4 protein-coding genes are annotated in these 2383 nt (G+C 70.6%); 1 reads left to right on the top strand and 3 read right to left on the bottom strand.

Going from position 1 to position 2383, the window contains the following annotated elements; all coding sequences use genetic code 11:
• A partial coding sequence (locus tag Q1K57_RS02345; RefSeq protein ID WP_300078586.1) for a DUF4921 family protein occupies window positions 1–74 on the bottom strand: 74 nt, incomplete at its 3' end.
• 67 nt (window positions 75–141) lie between these two features.
• A complete protein-coding gene (locus Q1K57_RS02340; RefSeq protein ID WP_300078583.1) occupies window positions 142–948 on the bottom strand; it encodes an HAD family hydrolase in 807 nt (268 codons plus the stop codon).
• A 75-nt stretch (window positions 949–1023) separates the two neighbouring features.
• Between Q1K57_RS02340 and Q1K57_RS02335 the strand changes: the two genes are divergently transcribed.
• Window positions 1024–2001, top strand: coding sequence for a magnesium transporter CorA family protein (locus Q1K57_RS02335; RefSeq protein WP_300078581.1), 978 nt, complete (start codon window positions 1024–1026; stop codon window positions 1999–2001).
• 45 nt (window positions 2002–2046) lie between these two features.
• On the opposite strand, the gene Q1K57_RS02330 is transcribed toward Q1K57_RS02335, so the two are convergent.
• Window positions 2047–2383, bottom strand: a 337-nt coding sequence (locus Q1K57_RS02330) for an aminoacyl--tRNA ligase-related protein (RefSeq protein WP_366525322.1), incomplete at its 5' end; no start/stop codon positions are given.

The following is a 2383-nucleotide window of genomic DNA, read 5'->3' as shown; positions in this document are numbered from 1 at the left end:
TTGCCGCGGCCGGGAACCGTCCAGACCTCGGTGCCGGTGAACGGGTTGAGCTGCTTCACCGTCCCGTCGGCCATCGTCATGACGTACTCCGGCTCGCGCATGTACTGCTGCATCGAGTCCCTCCTGTAGCCGCTCCTCAGGCTAGCGCGCGACCCGGTCCGGGGCGGGGAACCAACGCCCGAGCTCGGCCACGAGCCCATGGTCGGCGAGGCTGCCGGTCACGGCGTCCGCCACGGCGAGCAACTCGGGCGGAGAACCGCCCATCGCGACCCCGCGCCCGGCCCAGGCGAGCATCTCGATGTCGTTGCGGCCATCACCGAGGGCGAGCACGTCGGCGGCGGCCACTCCTGCCCGGGCACAGACGCGGGCGAGCCCGTGCGCCTTGTCGACCCCGTGCGGGGCGATGTCGAGCCACGCGGTGTAGCCGACCGAGTAACTGACGCCCTCGAGCCCGAGGCGGTGCGCGAGTGCGATGAAGTCGTGTTCGGACGCCGCGGGGTCGCGGATGACGACGCGGGTGACGTGGCGGCTGATCATGTCCTCGAGCGGCACGACCTCGATCGCGCCGTGCAGTTCGCCCTCGGGAAAGTGGCTGCTCACCTGGTAGCCCTGGCCCACCACCTCGACGGCCACGAGGGCGTCCGGCAGTTCGGTGCGGATGCGATCAACCACCGGCCGCGGGTCGAACGTGAGCACGTCGACGACCTCGAACGGCGGGTAGCGCACGGTGACGGCGCCGTTGGAGCACACGTGCTCGGCGTGGGCCAACGGCAGTTGCTCGACGATGGTCACCGCTGAGGCCCAGGCGCGTCCGGTCGCGAGGATGACGGGCACGCCGGCCGCCACGACGGCCGCGATGGCGTCCTTGACGCGCGGGGTCACCTCGTTCGACTCGTCGACGAGCGTGCCGTCGATGTCCAGGGCCACGAGCTTCGGTTGCCATGCCACGAGGCCCCACCCTACGAGGTGCGTCGTGCCACGGGGTCGTGTCCATGACGGTGTTCGACCCGCGATGATGGGCCCATGGACACACTCGTCTCCAGCCGCACGTGGCGCCAGGGCGTGCTCACCGACGACGACGTCACCCCCGATGAGCTCGTGGTCGCCGCCCGCGACGCCGACACTCTCGTCTGGATCGACCTGCTCGCCCCGTCAGCGACCGACCTGGGTGAGGTCGCCGACCAGCTCGGCCTGCCGGCCACGGCCGTCGAGGACGCCCTCGGCCCGAAGGAGCGGCCGAAGCTGATCCGCCATGAGTCGCACCTGTTCTTCACCGTCTACGCGGTCGACCCGAACGCGACGCCCGGCGAACTGGGCTTCAGCCGCATCTCCGGCTGGATGATGCCGCACGCGCTCGTCACGATCCGCCTCGACGATCGGTTCACGATGGACGCGGTCGTCCGCCGTTGGGAGGAGAGCCCCGAGTTGCTCCGCGAGGGAGCAGGCGCGCTCGTGCACGGCCTGCTCGACGTCGTGGTCGACGGGCACTTCGACGCCATCGGCACCCTCGACGACACGCTCGAGCAACTCGAGGATGCCCTCTTCGAGGACCGCCCCACCGGCGCGCCGGTCGCACGGCAGGCCTACACCCTGCGCAAGGACCTGGTCGCCCTGCGGCGCGTCGTCTTGCCCATGCGCGAGGTCGTGAACGGGCTGCTGCGCCACCCGGCCTCGGACGCCCCCGTTCTCCGGCCGTGGTACGACGACCTCTACGACCACGTCCTGCGCGCCGCCGAGTGGACGGAGTCGCTCCGCGACCTCGTCACCAGCGCCTTCGAGACGAACCTCTCCCTCACCGACGCCCGGCTCAACACCATCATGAAGAAGCTCGCCGGGTGGGCCGCCATCATCGCGGTGCCGACCGCGATCACCGGCTGGTTCGGGCAGAACATCCCCTACCCGGGCTTCTCCGAACCGCTCGGTCTTTGGCTGTCCGTCGCGCTGATCGTCGTGGGGGTCGGCGTCCTCTACGCCCTGTTCCGCGCCCGCGACTGGATCTGATCGGCTCGGTCGCCCCCCTCAGTCGCGGCGGGGAGCGTCGTCGGTTCACACCACCGGCGTGAGCGACTCCCGGCCGCCGAAGTACGGGCGCAGCGCCTCCGGCAGCCGGACGGACCCGTCGGGCAGCTGGTGGTTCTCGAGGATCATGATGATCGTCCGGGTCATGGCGCAGAGCGTGCCGTTGAGGGTCGCCAGCGGGCGGGTGCCGTCGGCGTCCTTCATGCGGATGTTGAGGCGACGCGCCTGGAACTCGGTGCAGTTCGAGGTCGACGTGATCTCGCGGTAGCGCTCCTGGGTGGGCAGCCAGCCGTAGCAGTCGTACTTGCGGGCCGCCGACGACCCCAGATCGCCCGAGGCGACGTCGAGCACCTGGAACGGGATC

The organism is Propioniciclava sp. (genome assembly GCF_029977985.1).
Lineage (GTDB): Bacteria > Actinomycetota > Actinomycetes > Propionibacteriales > Propionibacteriaceae > Propioniciclava.
The sequence above is the reverse complement of the archived record's forward strand: the minus strand, read 5'-3'. Positions and strand labels throughout refer to the sequence as shown.